The sequence below is a fragment of the Tatumella terrea genome (genome assembly GCF_039523755.1).
Lineage (GTDB): Bacteria > Pseudomonadota > Gammaproteobacteria > Enterobacterales > Enterobacteriaceae > Tatumella > Tatumella terrea.
Genome location: NZ_BAAAFX010000006.1, coordinates 33,311 through 54,937, shown reverse-complemented (window position 1 = coordinate 54,937; position 21,627 = coordinate 33,311). Strand labels below are relative to the sequence as shown.

Genomic DNA, 21,627 nt, shown 5'->3' with positions numbered 1-21,627 from the left:
CTTACTTAGTCATAACTGCCGTGTTTGGCGTCCACCGGCAACAATAGCGTGTCGACGATGAGGGATAACGGCAGGTCAAGTACCGTCAGATAACGCCACGCCCCCTCACGCATATCCCACTGAACGCCGGGATAATACTGGTGACCGTTTCCCTGACCGGGAACCGTCCGGCTGATAATGCTGCCGCATCCCGTCAGCATTATCATGCTGACGGTTAAGATTAAAAATTTCATTATTTCTGTCACCTGTACACGTTAACGGACCGATGCCTGGTCTGGCCTGTTTTGGGCCCTTTTATGGAAAAGGAACCCGCCGTTTTTGCCCTGTTTTTATTAACTCCCTGCCGACGGTCAAAATCTCCCCTGAAACTGACCCTTCCGACCGGTTCTCTCTGACTACCCGGGGATTTTCGTGCCAGCAGATCTGTTGGCCTCCTCGCTTCGCCTGCGGACAGAATACTCACCTGCCGGCATCGGAGGCTACAAACATCGGTGGCCACAAAGTAATACGAATTAACGGCAATAACAGCCACTGTCTGTCTGTCTTCCTGTGTTGCCGCAGATTCCGGGCAGGGTTACCACGAGCGCCGGGAATTGCCGTGAGATAAAAAAACCTCCGTCATGATGAGGGAGGTTTTTCAGCAGGGTCGCAGTCAGCGGTTACCGTTGCGGCAACACCTCCGGGGAGAGTGCCATTTTCTGGTAACTGCTCAGCCACTGATGATATTTCTCACCGGACTGCCACAGACGACTATGCACACGGGCCAGCACGACCGGGTCACTGATTATCTGTAAACGTTGTTCACGTCCCAGTTTTTCAGGGGCCTCGCTCAGTGCCTGATCGACCTGACGGTCACGGGCATGGTCAAGTAACTGACTCTGTTTATGCCGTGACGTTGCCAGGGCTGTCGCCAGCGCATTGAAGGCCGGGTTAAACACCGCATGCATAAAGCCATCAGACAATGCGCGGCGATGGTTCAGTGTCAGATATTTATCCGTATCCACCAGTTCCTGTGGCGGCGCATATTCTTCCGGGATCAGGAACAGTTTTGCCCGCCGGGATTTCAGGCCCAGGGTAGCCCTGCTGGAGAATGCCGAGACAAAAGGCGACAGGATCAGCGAGAAGACGATCGGTGCCAGCCACCACAGGAAGTTGAGGTTCAGCCAGCCCATTCCGGTCGCCCAGACAATACCCAGTACCATCTGCATGCCATGGCGGGCAAAGGCTTCGCTCCACGGGGTCGCATCATCATCACGCTGTGGTGAGTTCCAGACGGCTTTCAGACCGAGGAAGGCACTGACGACGAAGACCGTATGGAAAAGCATACGGACCGGGGCCAGAAGTACCGAAAACAGCATTTCCAGCATCAGAGAAATAAAGACGCGGAAAGCTCCCCCGTAAGGTTTTGAGCCTTTACACCAGATTAAGATGACACTTAACAGCTTCGGTAAAAACAGCAACACCAGCGTGGTCGAGAACAGAGCGATGGCCAGTTCCGGACGCCACTGCGGCCAGACCGGGAACAACTGCCGGGGCTGCAGGAAGTACTGCGGTTCCATCAGGGTATGAACGACCTGAAGTGCCGTGGACAACGCCAGGAACATAAACCATAGCGGAGCCGACAGGTAGGACATCACCCCGGTCAGGAAGACGGCACGGTGTACCGGGTGCATCCCTTTCACCAGGAATAACCGGAAGTTCATCAGGTTACCGTGACACCAGCGACGGTCGCGTTTCAGCTCATCCAGCAGGTTAGGTGGCAGTTCTTCATAAGAACCGGGCAGATCATACGCAATCCACACGCCCCAGCCGGCACGACGCATCAGTGCCGCTTCCACAAAGTCATGGGAGAGGATGGAGCCGGCAAACGACCCTTCCCCTGGCAGCGGTGCCAGTGCGCAGTGCTCGATAAAGGGTTTCACGCGGATAATCGCATTGTGTCCCCAGTAATGGGATTCCCCCAGTTGCCAGAAGTGCAGACCTGCGGTAAAGAGCGGTCCGTACACACGGGTAGCAAACTGCTGACAACGGGCGTAGAGCGTATCCATCCCCGAGGCTTTCGGCGATGACTGAATGATGCCGGCATTCGGATTAGCGTCCATCATGCGGACAAGTCCGGTGAGACATTCACCGCTCATCACACTGTCGGCATCCAGTACCACCATATAGCTGTACTGGCTGCCCCAGCGACGGCAGAAATCATCGATGTTACCGCTTTTACGTTTTACGCGACGACGACGACGACGGTAGAAAATTTTTCCGGCGCCACCCACATCCCTGACCAGCTCCATCCAGGCTTTCTGTTCAGCGACCGCGATATCGGCATCATAACTGTCACTCAGAATGTAAACATCAAAGTGTTCTGCGTTACCGGTACGCACCACCGATTCCCAGGTTGCCCGCAGCCCCGCATAGACGCGCTCCACATCCTCATTACAGATAGGCATGATCAGTGCAGTACGGTGCTCCGGATTCAGGGGCTCATCACCGGTGGTGGAGTAAGAGATACTGTATTTATCTTTACCCATCATCAGCTGTACGAAGCCCATCAGTGCGGTCCAGAACCCGGCAGAAACCCAGCAGAAAAGGATAGCGAACAGGATCAGTATTCCGGTTTGCAGCACATAGGGCAGTAACTGCAGAACCGATTGCTGCCAGTTCTGGCTCATCAGCTCTGAAGGATCGATCAGCGCCCAGCCCTGGTAAGGCAGAATAGTTTTCATATACCAGGTCGCGACCACTGTCTGCGCAAGTGTCAGGAACAGCAGAATATAACGACGCACAGATCCGACAAAACGCCACTTTTCTTCGGCGATGCGGGCATCGATGCTTTCCTGATCACGCGGATGGTGTGCCTTCGAGCGACCCAGCAGCTTGTTCCACAACCGGGTCACCGGGTTGGTTTCCCACGCGTCCGGGTACATGCCGGCACGTTTCACCGGCGGCATCGCCTTCAGCGTGGTGCGCCCGAGGTCATCCTTTCCGAACTGTTTGCCTTCATCCAGCGCATCCGGCCAGGCCATCTCAATACGGGAAGAGACCGAGGTTAGAGGGGCATCATCCTCACGACTGCTGGCCGCAGTGTCGTGACCCAACTGGTGCTGGAAACCGGCAAAATCTGTTCCGGCGGATGCACGAAGCGTCGCCTGCTCCGCCGCGGGAAGCGGCAGAGCGTCGACATATTTTTCGGGGGTAAAAGTTGATTTATTCATTGGCTGGTAACTGATAGCTCCATGTTTCCGTCAACGTTTTATCGCCACTGACTAAAGCAGCGCGCATTTCGGTGGTCTTTTTCGGGTCTTTAACCCGCAGACGCAACACCAGGCGCCAGCCTTTGGTGACCGGATTGTACCGGACGCTTTGTTCCACCACCTCACCGTTGTCACCGATACTGACCTGAGGCGCGATCTGAGTATCCTGTGGCAGTTTACTCATGGCTTTGCCGGCAAAATCGACGATAAAGGCAATAGAGCCGTCCGGCTGACGCACCAGATTAGATTGTTTCACATCCCCGGCAGAGCGGAGTGTGTCGGCGACCCAGGCAACATTTGGTGAATGCAGCTGAGCTTCATCACGGGTAAAATGTAAGCGATAATTAAAGTCGGTTTCTTTACCTGGCTCAGGCATTTTTTCCGGAGACCAGAAAGCGACGATATTATCGTTGGTTTCATCATTGGTCGGAATTTCGACCAGCTCCACATGGCCCTTGCCCCAGTTCCCCAGCGGCTCTACCCAGCCACTCGGACGCTGATCATAACGGTCATCCAGGTCCTGATAATGGCTAAAGTCACGGTTACGTTGTAACAAACCAAAACCTTTCGGATTTTCAAGCGTATAAGTGCTGACTGCCAGACGTCTCGGATTATTCAGCGGACGCCAGATCCATTCACCGTTACCGTTATGAATAGAAAGACCATCTGAATCGTGTAACTCGTTACGGTAATTCAGGGTCGGCGACGGCTGGTTAGCCCCGAACAGGAACATACTGGTCAGCGGAGCGATACCCAGTTTCCCGACATTATCGCGCAGGAAAATTTTAGAATTAACATCTACGGTGCTTTCTTTACCCGGATACAGTACAAACCGGTACGCACCGGTCGCCCGCGGGGAATCCAGCAATGCGTAGATCACCAGCTGCTTATCCTGAGGTTTAGGACGCTGGATCCAGAATTCTTTAAAGCGCGGGAATTCCTCACCGGACGGTAATGCGGTATCAATAGCCAGACCCCGGGCGGACAGACCATAGACCTGCCCTGCCCCGATCACACGGAAATAGCTGGCACCCAGGAAACTGGTAATTTCATCTTCTTTATTTTTGCTGTTCAGCGGATAGAGCACTTTAAAACCGGCGAAGCCGAGGTTTTTGACCGAATCAGCATCATGCTGGATCGTGCCAAAGGTGAAATCATCCGGGCTGTATTTTATTTCACGCACAGAATTCGCCGTGACTTCATTTACTTTTACCGGAACATCAAAATACATCCCTTCAGGATAGAATTCGAGTTTGAAAGGGGTACGTAATTTTCCCCAGTAAGCTTTATCACGTTTGTACTGGATTTGCTGATAGTCAGCATATTTCAAATCACGGAATTGTGAGGGTAGATTACTTTTAGGCGCTTCATAACTTTGACCTGCCAGAGACTTTGCTTCTTTTGCAACATCATTAAGATCGAATGCCCAGCTATTGCTTGCATACATTGCCAGCATCACTGCGGCACTTGCCAGGTGCATTTTCATCAGCCCTGATTTTTTTTGTTCTTTATTGAGCACATCTCCCCCTTTCGTGCGTGTGCCTGAGAAATCGCTTTCATAGTAATGGATTCTTAAGGATTCTGACAGCGGCCCCGAAAGAATGTCAGCATTATCCTCCTGAAAAGCTTTTTTTCAGAATCTTTAACGAAACCCGTCAGGCTGCTTACATGTCTGATACAATTATAGTACGACTTTTCTTAGGCTTACTGCCGAAAAGTTCTAATTTATCAGATGAGTGCTTTTATGACCCCCGTAAAACCTGAACGTGAGTATTTTCTGGATTCCATCCGTGCGTGGCTGATGCTACTGGGTGTGCCATTCCATGTGTCTCTGATCTACTCCAGTCAGCAATGGACAGTGAACAGCGCAAATGCGTCACTCTGGCTGACCCTGTTTAACGAATTTATACACTCATTTCGCATGCAGGTGTTTTTCGTTATTTCAGGTTATTTTTCTTATATGCTCTACCTGCGTTATCAGCCCTTACGCTGGCTGAAAGTCCGTGCTGAGCGGGTCGGGATCCCTTTTCTGGCCGCCATTCCATTGATCACCTTGCCGCAGTTTTTCATGCTGAAAAATCTGTCGGCGAAATTTAGCGGCTGGCCGGAATACTCCGACTATCAGCGTTATAACACCCTGGTCTGGGAACTGATTTCACATTTATGGTTCCTTTTGGTGTTACTTCTGCTGACCGCCAGCGGAATGTTTATTTTTGCGGTGCTGAAAAAACACCAGCAACGGCTATCACAACTGACCCTGACCTGGCCACGTATTTTTGTGGCCCTGGCATGCTCGGTCGTGGTCTGGGGGCTGTTTCGTCGCCTGCTGCTGTGGCAGGCTCCGCAGTTACTGATGGACGGGCTGTTTAATATCGCGGTAATGCAGACCCTGTTTTATCTGCCGTTTTTTGTGCTCGGGGCCATTGCCTGGACAAACCCGGCAGCAAAAGCCCTGTTTGTCCGCCCTCACCCGGTGTTATGGACCGGGGCCGTCGTACTGTTTATCGCCTACCACTTTAACCAGCAATACAGCGCCGGAGATGGCTGGCTGTATGAACTGGATGCCCTGATTTCTACCGGGATGGGGCTGTGTATGCTGAATGTATGTTACAGCTGCGGTCACCGCTTTCTTAACCGTGCATCACCCCGCATTTCCTATCTGGTGAATGCATCGCTGTTTATTTACCTGGTGCACCATCCGCTGACGCTGATTTTTGGCCTGTTTGTCATGCCCCATATCCCGGGCGATACCACAGGCTTCTTCACCGGATTGCTGTTTGTGTTCGGGCTGTCGTTCCTGCTCTATGAAATCCACCGCCGTATTCCGGTATTGCGTTTCTTATTCTCGGGTAAAAAATAGAGCCTCTGTTGCCTGTCGGCCGCGCCGGCTGGCAGGTAACAGACTCCGTCAACTGTCACGTAACGATTTACCGTATGAGTCAATACCCTGTATAAAGACCTCCTGACATAAAAAATCACCTGCAACAAAGATAAAGAGCTTAACAAATGGATCAGGAATCACATTCTCACTCTGCGACACAACATGCCGTGGATCCCCCCGGCATATTATCTGTATTACGCCAGCCGGCGTTGCTGACCCGCGAATCACTGGCCGGTATTGTGACCGCACTCGCTTTAATCCCCGAAGTCATCTCTTTTTCTGTAGTAGCCGGAGTGGATCCGAAGGTTAGCCTGATAGCCTCTGTGGTGATCTGCCTGACCTTATCGGTGATCGGCGGTCGCCCGGCGATGGTAAGTGCAGCCGCTGGCTCGGTTGCCCTGGTGATTGGCCCGATGGTCCATCAGCACGGCATCGCCTATCTGCTGCCGATGGTAGTGCTGGCGGGGATACTGCAGATAATCTTCGGCCTTGCCGGGCTTTCCCGGATGATGCGTTATATTCCCCGTTCAGTGATGACCGGGTTTGTAAACGCATTAGGTATATTGATATTTTTTGCCCAGGTACCCCATGTCTGGAAGCAGTCACCGCTGGTGCTGCTGTTTTTTGTTCTGACACTGGGAATTGTGCTGCTGCTGCCGCGACTGACGACCAAAATACCGGCACCGCTGGTGGCTATAGTGATGATTACCGCGATTGCCTGGGGAATGGGGTATTCTCTGCCAAACGTCGGTGACGAAGGCCCGATGAGCAGCGGACTGCCTGGACTGACACTGTTGCAGGTGCCGCTGAATATGCAGACCTTGCAGATTATCTGGCCAACGGCAATCAGTGTCGCGCTGGTCGGACTGATTGAATCTCTGCTGACGGCAAAACTGGTGGACGACCTCACCGATACCCACTCGTCCAAACGAAAAGAAGCCACCGGACTTGGTGTCGCCAATATTCTGGCCGGTTTTTATGGCGGCATCGCCGGCTGCGCCATGATAGGTCAGACCGTGGTCAACGTGGAGTTAGGTAAGGCGCGCAGTCGCGTTTCCACTGTGGTGGCCGGGATAGTCTTGCTGTTGCTGGTCAGTGTCCTGAGTCAGGTGATGGCACACATCCCGATGGTGGTTCTGGCCGCCATTATGATGGTGGTTGCGGTGAAAACACTGAACTGGCATAGCGTGAAACCGGCCACATTACGGCGTATTCCCTTATCCGAGACATTGATTATGCTGGCCACTGTTGCCATCACGGTATGGAGCAGTAATCTGGCCCTGGGAGTAGTGAGTGGCGTGCTGCTGGCTATTTTGTGGTTTGCGCGACGTCTGAGTCATGTTATCACCGCCGACCGCCAACTGTCGGACGACAACAAAACCGCACACTACAAAATTCATGGCCCGTTATTCTTTGCCAGCAGTAATGATCTGTATGAGCATTTTGACTACGCGAATGATCCTGAACATGTGGAAATCGACTTGTCTGAAGCCATGATCCTCGACGCCTCTACCGTTGCGGCGCTGGATGCCATCGAACAACGTTACCAGCGTTATCACTCCCGGGTAACGATCACCGGCCTCGAAGGACAAAGTAAAGTTATCCATCAGCGACTGACCGGTAAGCTGGACTGACAAATATTCCCTCCCGGTGCCCTCACGGGCACCGCCCTTCAGACCTCTTCAGCATTCGTATCCCTGAGGTTGCCGTATAACTGAGCGGTTAGGGGGATCTCCTTTCACGATGAGGACGGGTTTACAGGCTACGCCCGCGCCGGACATCCTTATTTCACAGCGTATTTGCGCGGCGTTGTGACTCTGCTGCCCCATGACTCTCTGTTTCAAAATATTTACCGATATGCGCTCCCCCTTCCTCAGCACCTGTTGGTCTGTGTGGTCAGCGGATCCGTTTTACCGGCGTTGTAGCGGCAGTCATTTCCTGTTCCTGAATCGGGGGCCCTTCCGGGCCGAAGATCATCGGGTTTACAGGGCGATTTCCTTTGATACAAATCCACACATTTTTTCCGGAATTAGCCAGATTCCGGTCTAACATTAATAAGAATGCTCTGTTACGCGAGTCACTACACCCCGGGCAGTCCTCCGTGACCACAGGCAGAGGGAAGACGGTCTGTACCAGTGTTTACCGTTCACGAAGATCAGCACAATATTTCCTGCTGTTTTTCAGAAAGATATTTCCCTGACGGACGACTCTCTGCCGCAGGCTGACAACGCTTTTGCTGCCATACCGGTGTTAACAGGGGCTGGCACATTAACAAAAAGTGCGATCCCTGAGTGGCAGGACATTAATTTATTTAACATTTACGTTTCTTTTAGCTATAGAATGTGACTTTAATCACATGTAGCGTTACAGATGTGGAATATTTATGAAGCAAAATTTTGAGCCATTGTCGTCTGATACATCCGGGATTGGAACCGGTTCCAGTAGGAGGGAGTTTCTCCGTTCTGCGCTGATTATTTCTGCCGCCGGCCTTGCTGCCTCACTGCCATTACAGAGTTTCGCCGATAGCGTCATTCATGGCCGCGACGCGGCGCGGGATTTTATCCGCGTGTCGCAAACTATCACTGAACATAAGCATATCAGTCCCCAACTGGCCTCACGTTTTCTGGGGGCTTTCAGTCAGCGAGACCCGCAATTTAACAGCAAAATTGCCCGTCTGGCCGCAGTGATCCAGTCTCCAATGTCGGCCGCTGACTTTAAACAGCAAGCGGTTGCCGCCGGCTTGGGCAATTTTCTGCAGGACATTATCACTGCCTGGTACACCGGCACTATCGGCGATGACTACAAGGGCACCCTGGTCGCTTATAAAGACGCCCTGATGTATGCCACGGTCAGCGACGGACTGGTGGTTCCCACCTATTGCGGCAATGGCCCGCTATGGTGGACTGCCCCGGTACCGGACCCGCTTGATCCTGAATTAATCGATAACCTGTAATTGCACCCTGATAAAAAAAAGAACGCATACGATGAAAAAACCTGAATTTACTGCCGGCGGCGATGCCTCCGCAGATATTGTGATTGTGGGCTCCGGTATTGTTGGCGGAATGATTGCAGACAGATTAGTCAGCCAGGGATACTCGGTACTGGTACTGGAAGCCGGTTTACGGATTAGCCGTGCACAGGCGGTTGAAAACTGGCGAAATATGCCATTTGCTAACCGTGCAGGTTCGGATTTTCAGGGGCTGTATCCTCAGTCTCCGCTGGCCCCGGCTCCGCTCTACTTCCCGCCGAACAATTATGTCAATGTCACCGGGCCGAGTGCCGGTAGCTTCCAGCAGGGCTACCTGCGGACCGTCGGCGGTACCACCTGGCACTGGGCTGCATCCTGCTGGCGCCATATGCCCAGCGATTTCGTGATGCAGAGTAAGTATGGCGTCGGGCGCGACTGGGCGATAACGTATGATGAAATGGAACCCTGGTACTGTGAGGCAGAGTATGAGATTGGTGTGGCCGGCCCCAGCGATCCGGCGATGCAGTCCCCGCGTGAGCGCAGCAAACCCTATCCGATGGAAATGGTCCCCTTCGCCCACGGGGATGCCTATTTCGCCAGCGTCGTAAACCCGCACGGCTATAACCTGGTGCCGATCCCTCAGGGACGCAGCACCCGCCCGTGGGAAGGCCGACCGGTCTGCTGTGGTAATAACAACTGCCAGCCTATCTGCCCTATCGGTGCGATGTATAACGGTATCCATCATATTGAACGTGCCGAGCAGAAAGGCGCTGTCGTTCTGGCTGAATCGGTGGTGTATAAGATAGATACCGATGGCAATAACCGTGTGACGGCCGTCCACTGGCGCGATAACCAGGGCGCATCACACAAAGCGACAGGGAAAGCCTTCGCACTGGCCTGTAACGGTATCGAAACCCCACGCCTGCTTCTGCTGGCCGCCAATAAAGCCAACCCGAACGGGATTGCTAACAGCTCGGATATGGTGGGACGTAACATGATGGACCACTCCGGCTTTCACTGCAGCTTCCTGACCGAGGAACCGGTATGGCTGGGCCGTGGGCCTGCTCAGAGCAGTTGTATGGTCGGTCCGCGTGATGGCGATTTCCGCAGCCAGTATTCGGCTAACAAAATGATCCTGAATAATATTTCCCGCGTGGTGCCCGCCACCAAACAGGCTCTGGCGAAAGGTCTGGTCGGTAAAGCGCTGGATGAAGAAATTCGTTACCGCTCTATCCACGGGGTAGATATCTCAATCAGTCTGGAGCCGCTGCCGGACCCTGAAAACCGTCTGACACTCAGCAAGACACGTAACGATCCGCATGGCCTCGCCTGCCCGGATATCCATTACGACGTCGGCGATTATGTGCGTAAAGGCGCGACGGCAGCCCATGAGCAGTTAGAACACATCGGTTCACTGTTTAATGGTAAAGAGTTCAATATCACCACCAGTCTGAATGCGAATAACCATATTATGGGCGGAACCATTATGGGTAAATCGGCCAAAGACGCGGTGGTGGATGGTAACTGCCGTACCTTTGACCATGAGAATTTATGGCTGCCAGGCGGCGGTGCGATCCCGTCAGCCAGTGTGGTGAACAGTACCCTGAGTATGGCCGCATTAGGTCTGAAGGCCGCTCATGATATCTCTCTGCGCATGAAGGAGTTCGCATGAAACGTTCCTTCTCCGTCAAAATGAGTGCGCTGGCCTTAGTGTATGCCGGATGCCATCTGATGACAGCCAGCGCGGCCGATATTGACCAGTCACTGTTAACTCAGGGGCAGCAGGTGGCTACCGCCTCAGACTGTCAGGCCTGTCATACCGCCCCCGGCAGTAAAACCGCCTTCAGCGGGGGGTATGCCATCGCCTCACCGATGGGGGCCATCTACTCCACCAACATTACCCCGGATGTTGTTACCGGGATCGGTCATTATACCGAGGCGCAGTTCTCTGACGCGGTCAGACACGGTGTCCGGGCCGATGGGGCACAACTTTATCCGGCCATGCCTTATACCTCTTACCGGATGATGACCGACAGTGATTTACATGCCCTGTATTACTACTTTATGCATGGCGTAAAACCCGTCGACCAGAAAAACACCCCGACAACCCTGGCCTTTCCGTTCAATATCCGTTTCAGTATGAAAATCTGGAACCTGCTGTATGCCGGTAACAAAGATTATCAGCCAGATCCACAGAAGAGTGCGGAATGGAACCGTGGTAACTATCTGGTGAATGGCCTGGCGCACTGTGATACCTGCCATACGCCACGCGGTTTTATGATGAATGAGGTCAGCAGCCAGCCTCTGGCCGGTGCCCCCCTGGGCAGCTGGTATGCGCCGAATATCACCTCCGATAAAATCAGCGGGATCGGTGGCTGGAGCGATGACGAGATCGTGCAATACCTGAAGACCGGACGTGTTGCCGGGAAAAACCAGGCCGCAGGGGGGATGGCTGAAGCCGTGGAACACAGCCTGCAATACCTGCCGGACAGCGATCTGCATGCTATCGCCACCTACCTGAAACAGACACCACCGTTACGCACAGAGGGTGAGACGCAGGCCGCCTACAGCTATGGTTCCACGGCAGCCAACGTGGACAATGAAGTCCGCGGCAAGGCTCCCTACAACGCCCGCAATTCGGTGATCTCCGGCGCAGCCCTGTTCAGTGGTAACTGTGCCAGCTGCCACCAGCCGGACGGTGCCGGTAGTCAGAATCAGGCTTACCCGTCATTATTCCATAATACGGCGACCGGCATGATCCATCCGCAAAACCTGATCGCAACGATCCTTTACGGTGTTCAGCGGACGACCAACGGTCATGAGGTATTGATGCCGGGCTTCGGCTCTACCTCTTCTTATGTGGATCACCTGACCGACCAGCAGGTCGCCGACATCAGTAACTATGTCCTGCATAACTTTGGTAATCCTTCGGTCACCGTTCAGGCCGGTGATGTCGCCTGGGTTCGTAAAGGGGGGCATCCGCCTGCGCTGGTCTCATTGCAGCCTTATATGGTCCCTGCCATTGCCGTCGTTCTGGTGATCGTTATTCTGCTGATCATCGGCTTACGATTACGGCGTAACCGCCGCCACTAGTATCATCCTGTTTCGGGGGGCTAACGCCCCCCTCTTTTTTATCCCCTCGTCAGCTGCCATTGTTGCCGGCAGGCTGCGGTTTGCGCCGGTGAGGCGAGGTAAACTTTAGGTAGCGAACAATTCACATAGAGGGTGCGGTTTTGTACCCTCTTGCCTGGCGTCACAACCAGCAGATATTTCAGCATCTCTTTTGACAGCCTGTCCCGCAGCCCTGCGGGCAGGACATTCCCCGCACGATCCTTTTGTATCAGCGTCCGGTAAAAATAGCGTCTGAGCATGACCGGCATGGAAATATCCAACATAATCAGTCCGGTTGCCCGCGCGAGCCGGGCTTCAAGATAACGGGTATAATTTCCCTCCATTACCCAGCATTCCTGCTGTATTGCGGCCTCATGCAGCGCTAAAAACTCCGCTTCAGGACGCTCCTGCCAGCGGGTTCCCGGCCGGTGAAACAGCTGATCCAGATGTATGACCGGTGCGGCTGTTTTTTCTGCCAGCGCGAGGGCTAACGTGGATTTCCCGCTATTTGACGGCCCTAAAATACAGATACGTGGCCCAAGTTCAGTCAGAGGAAGAAAGGTATCGGTTGTCATTACTCACTCAGCAGCTATCCGGGGAAAATCGTTACACAGCGCCGCCGGCCAAAGAAGAGGAAGATGGCCTCCGGCTGCACCGTGCTTTACAGGCGCGACGGGCTGGCGTGCAGAGCCACTCAGATTACGTGAATACGCGTAACGGGTAAAGACGGATACCGTCACCGGCAGGCACTGGCGGAAACCGGTGAATTCAGGGGCTTCGCAGACGCCAGCGGGTCAACGGATAAAATCCTGTCCGCCCGGTCCCGGAGCGGACAGAAGGAGCCCCCGTAACGGGGGTGGGACGGAAGGCTATTGCGTCAGCTGCTGTTTCAGTTGCTGCTGAGTGAGATTACTCAAAAACAGACTGCTGCCTGGCTGGAACAAACGCGCTTTATCCAGATTGCCTGCGATGACCGGGTCAAAACCGGCTTTTTCCACCAGCTGTGAGACGGTATTCAGCGCCTGTTTATCATCTCCTGCCAGCGGGATGGCGAGTTTCGCGCCTGAGCGGTGTGCATCTGAACTGAGGGTATAGGCCGCTACCGAGTTAAAGCCACGCACCAGATGCGCCCCGGGGAATAATCCGGCACTGTAACGCCCTACCCCCTCTTTAAGCGCATCGTCGGCTACCTGCCCATCCCTGCCGGGATAAGGGTTGCTGACGTCCAGCACCACTTTACCCTTCACACTGGCACCAATACTCTTAGCCAGCGAAGGTAATGCGCCATACGGGACGGCCAGGACGATGATGCTGGCTTGCTGTGCCGTCTGTCCGACACTCGCCGCACTGGCCTGATGCCCCAGTTCAGCCACCTGCTGTTTCAGAGCCTCCGGATGACGCGAACTGAGGATCACCGGATAGCCGGCTTTACTCCAGAGTGTGGCGAGCGTACCGCCCATTTGCCCCGCACCGATAATACCAATGGACGGTAACGACGCCGCCCGGGCGGTGGCCAGAGAGGCAATGACTAACAGACCTGCACTCAGTAATGATTTAATTCCTGACACGGGACCTCCTGTGAAGATGACATTATGCCTGTTGCCAGAGTGACATTAAGGGTTGTGGCTGACCACTGACCGGGTCCTGATGAGGGTAAGGTAAGGTGGCTATCCGCTGACGCATCGCGGCTGTGGGGGCCGAGCGACAGATATCCCAGTGCTGGTCCGGCGGATAGGCCCCGATCACCAGAAAATCGTCACTACTGCCTAAATTGCAATGTCCGGTGCCGGCGGGTAGCAGGGCTACATCCCCGGCATGAACCGTCACGGTCTTCCCGCCCGGGCCACCCAGCATCAGCCGGGCCTCCCCGCCGACAAAGCCTAAAACCTCATGGGCAGTGCTGTGGTAATGATGGAAGTTAAATACCCCGGCAACCCACTGCGGCGGCCAGCCATTGTGCGTCAGCGCCTGTTCTGATTGCTGTGTCACATCACCGGACAGCGAGAGTGCCTGGCGGTAGAGAAGCACCGGCAGGTGCGGGTTATTCGGTACCCAGCCATTAGCAGACAACATAAAATGTTGCGGTGCCACCGGCGAGGCAGACTCGCCCCGTGCCGCCGCCGCAAGGATCAACGGCGAACTAACGGCTATCTGAGTCATTAAACGTAAAAAATCTCTTCGGGAATCGATCTGCATTTTTCCCCCGGGTTGATTTATCTCAGGACAATTCAGGTAAACACCTGAAGATGAAGTGTCGCAGTAACGTTGTCTGTTCCAGGTATAAAAGCCAGGGGACCTTTTGTAAACCCGGGGAATGGCACAGAGGGACGCCGGAGAGGGTAAAAAAGTGACAAAATATTTCACCGGTCAGGCCCCCTGAGGAGCCTGCCGGCAGAGGCTTAATCGCGGTGTTTCAGCAATAATGAGCACTGATAAACCACCAGCCCGAAGATACCGAGCGCCCCGCCCACCCAGGCGGTGGAGGTCCATCCCAGGCCGGCATTAATGATCATGCCACCAAAAAAAGCCCCCAGCGCATTAGCAATATTGAGTGCGGAATGGTTCATGGCCGCCGCCAGCGTCTGTGCCTTACCTGCGACATCCATCAGACGGATTTGCAGACACGGGATCAGTACCGAGGTTGTGCCGATCAGAAACGTCACCAGTAACCCGCTGGCAATATGGTGGGCCATCAGTGGAAACAGCGCCATCACGACCAGATTCCAGACCAGTGCCACGGTAATGGCTTTGGTCACACTCCAGTCCGATAAACGTCCGCCCGCCATCATGCCTGCGACCATACCCAGACCGAAAGCCGCCATGACCCAGGGGATCTCTTGCTGAGGCAATCCTGATTCATGGGTGAGGGTCGGGTTAATATAACTGAAGACCGCAAACATCCCGCTGAAACCGGCGGCTCCGGTCAGCAGACTCAGCAGAACGCGCGGGGTTTTCAGCGCCGTCAGTTCCTGTAAAGGATGTGCTGACGGGTCCCCCTTGCTGTAAGGAATGAAGCCGATAATCATCAGCACACTGATCACCGCGCAGATGCCCACAAACAGGAAGGCATAATGCCAGCTAAGATGATGCCCTACCCAGGCGGCAAGCGGAACACCCAGCAACGTCGCGATCGTAAGGCCGGTCATCATACGGCCAATGGCTTTTCCGCGCTGTTGCGCCGGAACCATGGAGGCCGCCACCAGTGAGGCGACACCAAAATACGCGCCGTGCGGCAGACCACTGATAAACCTCACTGCGATAAAACTGAGATAGCCCGGGGCAAAAGCACTGGCCAGGTTGCCGGCAGCGAAGAGAGTCATCAGGAAAATCAGTAAGCGCTGGCGTGATATTCTGGCGCCCAGGACCGCAATCAGCGGCGCACCGACCACGACCCCCAACGCATAGCTGGTAATCGCATTCCCGGCAGTCGTGACCGACCGGCCCAGCCCGTGAGCCACATCCGGTAACAGTCCCATAATGACAAACTCACCGGTACCGATAGCAAACCCCCCGAGAGCCATTGCCAGTAACGCGAGACCGACATGCAGGTTTTTTTGTTGATCCACGAACACTCCAATACATTTTATTAATATTTACTAAACATTTTTACATACATTCATCAGTAAGGAAAAACCTTACCTCCGCTATTATAGCCACACTTTTTGCCATCCTATGCAGGTCAGCCAGATTCATGTCAGAAACGCTTAATAAAAGAACGCAGTCCGTCTCCGGGGTAGCCCTGCTGGTCGCCGGCGCCTTTTTTATGGAGTTTCTGGATGGAACGGTGATCACGACGGCCCTGCCGTACATGGCCACCACGTTTGCCGTAGACGTCACCCGGCTCAATCTGGGGATCAGTGCCTACCTTCTGACGCTGGCGGTGCTGATTCCGGTCAGTGGCTGGATAGCCGACCGCTTCGGTGCCCGTAATGTTTTTTCGCTGGCATTGGTTATTTTTACTTTATCATCTGTGCTGTGCGGACTGGCAGACAGCCTGCCACTGTTTGTCGCCATGCGGATCCTGCAGGGGGTCGGTGGTGCCTTAATGGTGCCGGTGGGGAGACTGGCCGTCTTAAAAAATACGCCCAAACACCAGCTGATCACGGCCGTTGCCACCCTGACCTGGCCTGCATTGATCGCGCCGATCATCGGCCCACCGCTGGGCGGATTGATTACCACCTGGTTGAGCTGGCGCTGGATTTTCTTCCTGAATTTACCGCTGGGGTTCATCGCTTTTCTGCTGGCACGCAGGCTGATGAAAGCGCCGTTTGAACCGGAAAAAAGGCCCTTTGATATCCCCGGTTTTATGTTGTCAACCCTCTCGATGGTAGCTTTCGTCTGCAGTATGGAACTGGTCTCCTCATCATTGCCCTGGTATCTCCCTGCAGGGTTACTGCTGCTAAGTCTGTACGGATTCCGGCTGAGCTTCCGCCATATGAGGCGGGTTCCGTTTCCGATGATCGCGATGCAGGCACTGACCATTCCTACCTTCAGGGCGACGCTTGCCGGAGGCTTTCTGTTCAGGGCAGCGATTTCCGCCATCCCTTTTTTGCTGCCGTTACTGTTTCAGATGGGTTTTCATCTGAATGCCTTTCGTTCCGGATTACTGGTGCTGGCCGTCTTTGCCGGTAATCTGCTGATTAAACCGTTCACCACGCCCATCCTGCGAAAGTTCGGTTTTAAAACCGTACTGACGGTGAACGGTTTCCTGAATGTCGGCGGAATGCTGGCCTGCGCGTTTTTCACCCCGCAAACGCCTCACTGGGCGGTACTACTGGTACTGTTTACCGGCGGAATGTTCCGTTCTCTGCAGTTCACCGCCATCAATACCCTGGTATATTGTGATGTTCCAAAGGCACAGATGAGTCACGCCAATGCGCTGTTCAGCACCTCATCACAACTCTCTATGGGGGTGGGGATTACTTTTTCTGCGCTCTGCCTCTACCTGGCCGATAAGCTCAGCAGGACTTCGGCGTATCTTTCGCAGTTACCGGCCATCAGCTATCGTCTGGCCTTTGTTGCCCTGGCCCTGCTTTGCCTGGTCGCAATGGCGGATATTCTGTTACTGGATAAACAGGCGGGCAACCAGATAACAGGTAAAACAGACCGGCCGGGCTGAATTTCAGGAAACCGGGTATCGTTCGGAGGCAGGTCAGAGGGTCGATACCCACGACCGTACTTGACGTTCGCGAAATATCCATCGGTATTGAGCTTCCCCCACGGTCATCCGGCAGAAAAAGACTCTCAGACCCGGGCTTATCTTTCAGCCTGGCCATTCCGGCACAGAGGCCTGATCAGACAGGGGATGATGAGCTGCCCACGGATGCCGTCCGGGCATCATTTTCCCGTGACTGTCTTTCCGTACAGCGCCCGGCAGGGTGCTATCAGCGGGCAACCCGGCGGTATGCCTGCCGGCAGAACAGGTGCAGAGGAAGGCCTGCCGCTCACGCCGGGCGGATGCCCCGGCCTTCTCTTTATGCGGGTGACTGCGACTAACTGTAGTAGTAATCCCGTCCGTTATTCCGCATAAACCAGCCGGTTAATGCCATCCGTTCGGAATGAGTCGGTTTGACCTCGTGCAGGATCTGTTCAGACAGGAAGCAAATCATGCTGCCGGCGACCGGCTCTATCATGTGTTCCCCGTCAGGCAAATGCAGACAAAGTTGTCCCCCGTCCTGCGTCTGCCAGTTCTGATTAATATACACAATAAAAGTAATGGCCCGGCGCCGGTCGTTGGCGAAGCAGTCGTAGTGGGGTTTGTAATACGCCCCTTGCGGATAACGGGAAAAATGGCCTTCGAAATCATTCAGCCCCAGATAAAATTCCCGGTTCAGCAGTACACGCAGCTCTTCCACCAGCGCCAGATAACGCCGGATAGCAGGATCCTGTTCATTACTATCAATCCAGCTGATGCTGTCAGAACGGATCGACTCATTAATAATATTTTTTAAGCCATTACCAATGCCTGCCTGCAGGAAAGTCCGGCTGTGGCAAAGCGCAGCCAGTTCTGAAACCCACTGCGGGTCCAGAACATTTTGCTGGTAGTACCAGCCCTGGTCACAAACTTGTTGAATTAACGCCTGATAATCCGGCATAGCGCCCTGCCATCTCTCATACTAAACTGTGGCAGGAGTATACCGGAGTGATCCCCGGTCAACCACAGGATTCACTGACCGGGCGCACTTTGCTGCGGGACAGCTGCGGGGACAAAGAAAAAAACGGGGTGTCTGACAGCGGAACGCCCCCGGCCAGGCCCCGGGCCCTTTCGCACAAGCCGGGGCGGGTACTTCTCAGAAACCCCGTACAGACAGTTATCGCGGGGGTCTATTTTTTTGCTACCGCAGGAGAGATATGCCCCTCCACGACCGGTGCGGGCTGGCGCGAGATAACGGCATAGATGGCCGCTGCAATACCCACGCCGATAAACCAGCTAAAACTGGCCAGCGGATGTAACACCGGAATAAAGCTCATCAGCAGGCATAAAGCAACAGCGGGCACCAGCGCCAGAATGGCTTTCGGGTTAACGCCACGCGCATACCAATAACGGCCGGCAGGCGAGTCATTAAAGAGTTCATCGGTGTTAATCTGACTCTGGTTGACCCGGTAAAAGTCGCATAACAGGACACCGAAGATCGGGCCGATAAAAGAGCCCAGCACATCAAGGGTATAGTGGATAAGCTCCGGCGAATGAAACAGATTCCACGGGGTCAGCACCACAGATCCGACAGCGGCGATCATCCCTCCCATGCGGAAACTGATCTTCTGTGGTGAACAGTTTGAAAAATCGAACGCCGGCGAGACAAAGTTTGCCACGATATTAATGCCGATGGTCGCAATGATCATGGTCAGTAACGCGACCGCCATCGCCACCCCGCTTCCCACATTCGCCACCGTTTCGATAGGGTCTGTGATCATCCTGCCAAATAACGAATGAGTCCCCGAAACAATCACTACCGTAATAATAGAAAACAGCAGGAAATTAAACGGTAACCCCCAGCGGTTTCCACGACGGATATCGTCCATGCTGCCGGCATAGCGGGAAAAATCGCCAAAATTCAGTAACGGGCCGGAGAAATAGGAAACGACCAGTGCCACTGCTGACACCATCTGCCAGACCTGTTCACCGCCGGATAATTGCTTTTCAGTCAGTGTCAGCGAGATGCCCGAAAAACCGGTGCGGGAAATAATCCAGATAGCCAGGGAGAGCATCACGATGTATACCGCCGGGCCGGCAATATCGATAAACCGTTTGATAGCATTCATCCCATGCCAGAAAACCAGCGCCTGCAGCACCCACATCACGGCAAAACAGCCCCAGCCTAAGGCAGACAAACCGAGAAAATGCATCTTCGTCATCGGGGCCAGTGCAGGCCAGAATTTCAGCAGAACCAGCATCAGGGCATTGGATGCCAGCCAGGTCTGAATACCGTACCAGGCAAAGGCAATCAGCCCGCGGATCACCGACGGAATATTCGCGCCAAACACCCCAAAGGCCTGCCGGCAAACGACGGCAAAAGGAACGCCGCTCATCTGGCTGGGTTTAGCGACCAGATTGGCAAACCACTGGACAATACAGATGCCTGCCAGCAGACAGACCAGTACCTGCCATCCCGCCAGCCCGAGAGTAAAGAAACTGGCGGCGACCACATAACCGCCCATGCTGTGAACATCTGACATCCAGAAAGAAAAAATATTATACCAGTTCCAGTGCTGGTCTCTGACCGGTGCCAGATCATCGTTGGTCAGCCGCGGGCTATAGCCCGGCTTGCTGTGCCCCGTGAGGTGTGGTTCCTTTTTTTTCGGCATAGCTGAAGTCCCCTGTCGAGATACTGATAAGAAATGTCTCTGACAGCCTGCAGGATCCGGACCACTTTTATTTTTTGTATACAAAAACACAAAAAAAAGTATACCTTGTCAGAAGCAGTTACTCAGGAGATGACTATGTTAAACAGCACGCTTTACCGCGAAGGCACAGACGGGCAGGAGAAAGAGCAGCAGATCCGCGAGGCATTAATCAAAGCTATGGTGGAACATCAGCTACTCCCCGGCAGCAAACTGCCGGAAGAAGCGCTGGCTGAAGCCTTCGGTATCAGCCGGACCGGTATCCGGAAAGTCCTCACCCGCCTCGCTACGGTGCAAATGGTGAATATGACGCCCAAAAAAGGGGCATATGTGGCGAATCCTTCGGCGGAAGAATCCGCGATGATTTTTAAAAGCCGGATGCTGATTGAGCTGGGAAACCTTCCTGAAGTGATCCGCCGGTTGAATGAAAAAGATATTGCCGGGCTGGAGGAGATTCTGGCGCAAGAGCATCGTGCCAGTCATGACAGGGATATGGCCGCCGCTATCCGCTACTCGGCCCTGTTTCATACCCGTCTGCATGCGGTGGCCGGAAACACGGTGCTCAATGACATTATCACCAATCTGACATTACGTTCTTCGCTGGTGATTGCCGCCTGGGGAAGCCAGTGGCAACAGGGATGTAACGAGTCAGATCATCAGCAACTGCTGCATGCCCTGCGTGAAAAAGATCTGATGGCCCTGTCGGCACTGATGCAGCAACACTTCGGGAATATTACCGGCAGCCTGAATTTTAACCGCAAAAAATCCCCGACCCCGGATTTCCGTAAATTATTTTCCTGTTGATGCCGGAGAGACAAAACATGCCAGATTATTGTATACAATTAATTAATCCGAATACCTGTCAGACCATGACCGAAAAAATGGCCCGGGCAGCCCGCGAGGCCGCCCCGGCTGACACCCGGATCCTCGCGGTGAACCCACAGGCAGGGGTAGCGTCCATCGAAGGGCATTTCGATGAGGCGATTGCGGTCACGGGCGTGCTGCAACAGATAGCGGCGGGACGCCAGCAAGGGGTCGATGGTCATATCATCGCCTGTTTCGGTGACCCCGGACTGCGGGCTGCCAGAGAACTGGCCACGGCCCCGGTGGTCGGCATTGCGGAGGCGGCGATGCATATGGCCACCCTGGTGGCGACCAGGTTCAGTATTGTCACTACCCTGCCACGCACGGTGATCATCGCCAGACACCTGTTGCAACAATACGGATTCAGTGACCACTGCGCCTCCATCCGTACCATCGAACTCCCCGTGCTGACTCTGGAGCAACAGGAGGCTGTGGCTCTGGAAGAGATCCGCCGCCAGTGTCTTGAAGCCATCAGGCATGACCACTGTGGAGCGATTGTGCTGGGCTGCGGCGGCATGGCCGGTATTGCCCGTGAACTGACGCGGGAGACAGGTGTGCCGGTCATTGAGGGGGTCAGTGCCGCGGTCAGACTGGTGGGGTCCCTGGCCGCTCTGGGACTGACCACCAGCAAGCACGGGGATTTTGATTATCCCCTGAAAAAGCCGCTGACCGGCATCTTTGCCGGTATGAATCCTTTCTGAACCGTTCAG

17 protein-coding genes are annotated in these 21,627 nt (G+C 54.3%); 8 read left to right on the top strand and 9 right to left on the bottom strand.

What is annotated here, in order from left to right; genetic code table 11:
* Positions 1-5: 5 nt before the first annotated feature.
* The 3 genes from ABD035_RS03255 to ABD035_RS03245 form a co-directional block, all read right to left on the bottom strand.
* Positions 6-233 carry a YceK/YidQ family lipoprotein gene (locus ABD035_RS03255; RefSeq protein ID WP_212712245.1) on the bottom strand — a complete coding sequence of 76 codons (228 nt, stop codon included), beginning with the start codon at positions 231-233 and terminating at the stop codon, positions 6-8.
* 426 nt (positions 234-659) lie between these two features.
* Positions 660-3,212: a glucans biosynthesis glucosyltransferase MdoH gene (mdoH, locus tag ABD035_RS03250; RefSeq protein WP_212712244.1), complete on the bottom strand. Its 2,553-nt coding sequence runs from the start codon at positions 3,210-3,212 to the stop codon at positions 660-662.
* A complete protein-coding gene (locus ABD035_RS03245) occupies positions 3,205-4,740 on the bottom strand; it encodes a glucan biosynthesis protein G (RefSeq protein WP_343868189.1) in 1,536 nt (511 codons plus the stop codon). The genes mdoH and ABD035_RS03245 overlap by 8 nt, the downstream gene beginning before the upstream one ends.
* A 255-nt stretch (positions 4,741-4,995) precedes the next feature.
* On the opposite strand from ABD035_RS03245, the gene mdoC reads away from it, so the two are divergent.
* From mdoC to ABD035_RS03220, 5 genes are all read left to right on the top strand, one after another.
* Positions 4,996-6,111 (top strand): glucans biosynthesis protein MdoC, encoded by a 1,116-nt coding sequence (mdoC, locus tag ABD035_RS03240; protein WP_343867669.1) that lies wholly within the window; start codon positions 4,996-4,998, stop codon positions 6,109-6,111.
* A 146-nt stretch (positions 6,112-6,257) separates the two neighbouring features.
* Positions 6,258-7,766 carry a SulP family inorganic anion transporter gene (locus tag ABD035_RS03235; RefSeq protein WP_343867667.1) on the top strand — a complete coding sequence of 503 codons (1,509 nt, stop codon included), beginning with the start codon at positions 6,258-6,260 and terminating at the stop codon, positions 7,764-7,766.
* Between the two features lie 749 nt (positions 7,767-8,515).
* A complete protein-coding gene (locus tag ABD035_RS03230) occupies positions 8,516-9,085 on the top strand; it encodes a sugar dehydrogenase complex small subunit (RefSeq protein ID WP_343867665.1) in 570 nt (189 codons plus the stop codon).
* Between the two features lie 31 nt (positions 9,086-9,116).
* Positions 9,117-10,772, top strand: a complete 1,656-nt coding sequence (locus ABD035_RS03225; RefSeq protein WP_212712240.1) for a GMC family oxidoreductase — start codon at positions 9,117-9,119, stop codon at positions 10,770-10,772.
* A gap of 20 nt (positions 10,773-10,792) precedes the next feature.
* Positions 10,793-12,193 carry a c-type cytochrome gene (locus tag ABD035_RS03220; RefSeq protein ID WP_425579707.1) on the top strand — a complete coding sequence of 467 codons (1,401 nt, stop codon included), beginning with the start codon at positions 10,793-10,795 and terminating at the stop codon, positions 12,191-12,193.
* A 38-nt stretch (positions 12,194-12,231) separates the two neighbouring features.
* On the opposite strand, the gene ABD035_RS03215 is transcribed toward ABD035_RS03220, so the two are convergent.
* The 4 genes from ABD035_RS03215 to ABD035_RS03200 all read right to left on the bottom strand — a co-directional run bounded on the left by ABD035_RS03215 (position 12,232) and on the right by ABD035_RS03200 (position 15,777).
* On the bottom strand, positions 12,232-12,786 hold the full coding sequence (locus ABD035_RS03215) for a P-loop NTPase family protein (RefSeq protein WP_343867661.1): 555 nt from the start codon (positions 12,784-12,786) through the stop codon (positions 12,232-12,234).
* Between the two features lie 294 nt (positions 12,787-13,080).
* Positions 13,081-13,779 (bottom strand): NADPH-dependent F420 reductase, encoded by a 699-nt coding sequence (locus ABD035_RS03210; protein ID WP_343867659.1) that lies wholly within the window; start codon positions 13,777-13,779, stop codon positions 13,081-13,083.
* Positions 13,780-13,801: 22 nt separating this feature from the next.
* On the bottom strand, positions 13,802-14,407 hold the full coding sequence (locus tag ABD035_RS03205) for a cupin (RefSeq protein WP_212712237.1): 606 nt from the start codon (positions 14,405-14,407) through the stop codon (positions 13,802-13,804).
* Between the two features lie 203 nt (positions 14,408-14,610).
* Positions 14,611-15,777 carry an MFS transporter gene (locus ABD035_RS03200; RefSeq protein WP_343867657.1) on the bottom strand — a complete coding sequence of 389 codons (1,167 nt, stop codon included), beginning with the start codon at positions 15,775-15,777 and terminating at the stop codon, positions 14,611-14,613.
* 125 nt (positions 15,778-15,902) lie between these two features.
* Between ABD035_RS03200 and ABD035_RS03195 the strand changes: the two genes are divergently transcribed.
* Complete coding sequence (locus ABD035_RS03195) at positions 15,903-17,330, top strand: MFS transporter (RefSeq protein ID WP_343867655.1); 1,428 nt, start codon at positions 15,903-15,905, stop codon at positions 17,328-17,330.
* 373 nt (positions 17,331-17,703) lie between these two features.
* On the opposite strand, the gene ABD035_RS03190 is transcribed toward ABD035_RS03195, so the two are convergent.
* A complete protein-coding gene (locus ABD035_RS03190) occupies positions 17,704-18,306 on the bottom strand; it encodes a 2OG-Fe(II) oxygenase (RefSeq protein ID WP_212712235.1) in 603 nt (200 codons plus the stop codon).
* Positions 18,307-18,535: 229 nt separating this feature from the next.
* Positions 18,536-20,017 carry an NCS1 family nucleobase:cation symporter-1 gene (locus ABD035_RS03185; RefSeq protein WP_343867652.1) on the bottom strand — a complete coding sequence of 494 codons (1,482 nt, stop codon included), beginning with the start codon at positions 20,015-20,017 and terminating at the stop codon, positions 18,536-18,538.
* 135 nt (positions 20,018-20,152) lie between these two features.
* Here ABD035_RS03185 and ABD035_RS03180 point away from each other — a divergent pair, with 135 nt between their 5' ends.
* Both ABD035_RS03180 and ABD035_RS03175 read left to right on the top strand, forming a co-directional pair.
* Positions 20,153-20,857 (top strand): GntR family transcriptional regulator, encoded by a 705-nt coding sequence (locus ABD035_RS03180; protein WP_343867650.1) that lies wholly within the window; start codon positions 20,153-20,155, stop codon positions 20,855-20,857.
* A 17-nt stretch (positions 20,858-20,874) separates the two neighbouring features.
* Positions 20,875-21,618, top strand: coding sequence for an aspartate/glutamate racemase family protein (locus tag ABD035_RS03175; RefSeq protein ID WP_343867648.1), 744 nt, complete (start codon positions 20,875-20,877; stop codon positions 21,616-21,618).
* Positions 21,619-21,627 lie beyond the last annotated feature (9 nt).

Excerpts from the sequence above, each read along its gene's own strand:
- ABD035_RS03255 (WP_212712245.1), bottom strand. The coding sequence starts at position 233 with ATGAAATTTTTAATCTTAACCGTCAGCATGATAATGCTGACGGGATGC.
- mdoH (WP_212712244.1), bottom strand. The coding sequence starts at position 3,212 with ATGAATAAATCAACTTTTACCCCCGAAAAATATGTCGACGCTCTGCCG.
- mdoC (WP_343867669.1), top strand. The coding sequence starts at position 4,996 with ATGACCCCCGTAAAACCTGAACGTGAGTATTTTCTGGATTCCATCCGT.
- ABD035_RS03235 (WP_343867667.1), top strand. The coding sequence starts at position 6,258 with ATGGATCAGGAATCACATTCTCACTCTGCGACACAACATGCCGTGGAT.
- ABD035_RS03230 (WP_343867665.1), top strand. The coding sequence starts at position 8,516 with ATGAAGCAAAATTTTGAGCCATTGTCGTCTGATACATCCGGGATTGGA.
- ABD035_RS03225 (WP_212712240.1), top strand. The coding sequence starts at position 9,117 with ATGAAAAAACCTGAATTTACTGCCGGCGGCGATGCCTCCGCAGATATT.
- ABD035_RS03220 (WP_425579707.1), top strand. The coding sequence starts at position 10,793 with ATGAGTGCGCTGGCCTTAGTGTATGCCGGATGCCATCTGATGACAGCC.
- ABD035_RS03215 (WP_343867661.1), bottom strand. The coding sequence starts at position 12,786 with ATGACAACCGATACCTTTCTTCCTCTGACTGAACTTGGGCCACGTATC.
- ABD035_RS03205 (WP_212712237.1), bottom strand. The coding sequence starts at position 14,407 with ATGCAGATCGATTCCCGAAGAGATTTTTTACGTTTAATGACTCAGATA.
- ABD035_RS03195 (WP_343867655.1), top strand. The coding sequence starts at position 15,903 with ATGTCAGAAACGCTTAATAAAAGAACGCAGTCCGTCTCCGGGGTAGCC.
- ABD035_RS03190 (WP_212712235.1), bottom strand. The coding sequence starts at position 18,306 with ATGCCGGATTATCAGGCGTTAATTCAACAAGTTTGTGACCAGGGCTGG.
- ABD035_RS03185 (WP_343867652.1), bottom strand. The coding sequence starts at position 20,017 with ATGCCGAAAAAAAAGGAACCACACCTCACGGGGCACAGCAAGCCGGGC.
- ABD035_RS03180 (WP_343867650.1), top strand. The coding sequence starts at position 20,153 with ATGTTAAACAGCACGCTTTACCGCGAAGGCACAGACGGGCAGGAGAAA.
- ABD035_RS03175 (WP_343867648.1), top strand. The coding sequence starts at position 20,875 with ATGCCAGATTATTGTATACAATTAATTAATCCGAATACCTGTCAGACC.